The organism is Protofrankia sp. Cr1 (assembly GCF_963555865.1).
GTDB lineage: Bacteria > Actinomycetota > Actinomycetes > Frankiales > Frankiaceae > Protofrankia.
This window is the reverse complement of the sequence record NZ_CAUVXO010000117.1, coordinates 4878-6453: the sequence shown is the minus strand read 5'-3', so window position 1 is coordinate 6453 and position 1576 is coordinate 4878. Positions and strand designations below refer to the sequence as shown.

The following is a 1576-nucleotide window of genomic DNA, read 5'->3' as shown; positions in this document are numbered from 1 at the left end:
GACCGAGATCCTGCCGTCGCAGGGCCAGCCGGTGGCGCCAGGCGCGATGAACAGCCTGGACCCTTACCGTGAGGTCCCCACGGCTGGCCGGTGGACGCAGCAGAATGCCAAACTCGTCAAGGCGACCCTCGGCCAGGGCCCCGATGTGCTCGCACTGCGCGGGTCCATGGTGGCCTACCAGGGCGACATCGACTTCGACTACAAGGGCTCCGGCCTGCGCGGGATGCTGGAGAACAAGCTCACGGGGCAGGGTCTGAAGCTTATGACGTGCAAGGGGCGCGGTGAGGTCTTCCTCGCCCACGACGCCGCCGACCTGCACATCGTCGAGCTGGACGGCCAGTCCCTGTGTATCAACTCCAAGAACATCCTGGCGTTCGACAGTACCCTGCACACCGAGATCAAGAGGATCGAGAGCGCCGGCATCCCAGGTGGTGGCTTCTTTCATTTCGAGGTGTCCGGTAAGGGCTCGATCGTGGTGATGACCAGGGGAACGCCGATGACGCTCAACGTCGCTGGGCCCACATTCGCCGACATGAACGCGCTGGTGGCCTGGACGTCCGGAATGCGGGTGAGCGTCTCGACCCAGGTACGCATCTCCCGCCAGATCTACGCCGGTAGTAGCGGTGAGTCCCTCGCCCTGCAGTTCATGGGTTTCCAGGGGCATTTCGTGGTTGTCCAGCCGTACGAGGTCTAGAGGTCCAGCCGGCCAAAGGGTGTGCGATCATGGTTTGTCTCGCACGCCCGGAGGCCCGAGGGAAGCCAGTAGGGCCAAAGGGTGTGCGATCATGGTTTGTCTCGCACGCCCGGAGGCCCGAGGGAAGCCAGTAGGGCCAAAGGGTGTGCGATCATGGTTTGTCTCGCACGCCCGGAGGCCCATGAGAAACCTGGAGGAGGCTGCGGTGCACGGAACACTGATGGATCACTTCGGCCAGACTCAGATCATGGACCGGATGAGCAGGCACGGTTCCAAGATTGCTAAGGTTGTCATGCAGCCTGGGCAGGAGCTGTTCGCCAGGGTCGGCTCAATGATCGCCTATGAGGGTCTGATCGACTTCAACCCGCAGCCGCCACAGTTGCGACGGATCGCTTCCTCGTGGGCAACCGGCGAGGGCGTGCCGTTGATGACCGCTGTCGGCCAGGGCCTGCTCTACCTGGCCGACTACGGCAAGGAGGTCATCGTCACCCAGCTCGCTGGCGAGGGCCTGTCGGTCAACGGCAAGAACATCCTCGCGTTCGACACAACCCTCCAGTGGGGGATCGAACGCGTCCGCGGGGTGAACATGCTGTCCGGGATGGGCATGTTCAACGTGGTCATCCGCGGCCATGGCTGGGTCGCGATGACCGCGAAGGGCACCCCGATCGTGCTTGACACCCGGGAGGCTCCGACGTTCGTCGACACCGACGCGCTGGTCGCCTATACCGACGGCCTACAGGTCCAGCCGCGGCGTACCGCGCGCCTGGGCGGTCTGATCGGACGCGGTTCGGGTGAGGCGTTCCAACTCGGCTTCTCGGGTCAGGGTTTCGTCGTGGTGCAGCCGAGCGAGGACGAGCGACCGAACCTGTCGGTCCGTGGGTG

General features: G+C 64.5%; 2 protein-coding genes. Both read left to right on the top strand.

Translation table 11 applies throughout. From position 1 onward, the window contains the following. A partial coding sequence (locus U9980_RS11945; protein WP_322767969.1) for an AIM24 family protein occupies positions 1-694 on the top strand: 694 nt, incomplete at its 5' end. 205 nt (positions 695-899) lie between these two features. Further along, a partial coding sequence (locus tag U9980_RS11940) for an AIM24 family protein (protein WP_322767972.1) occupies positions 900-1576 on the top strand: 677 nt, incomplete at its 3' end.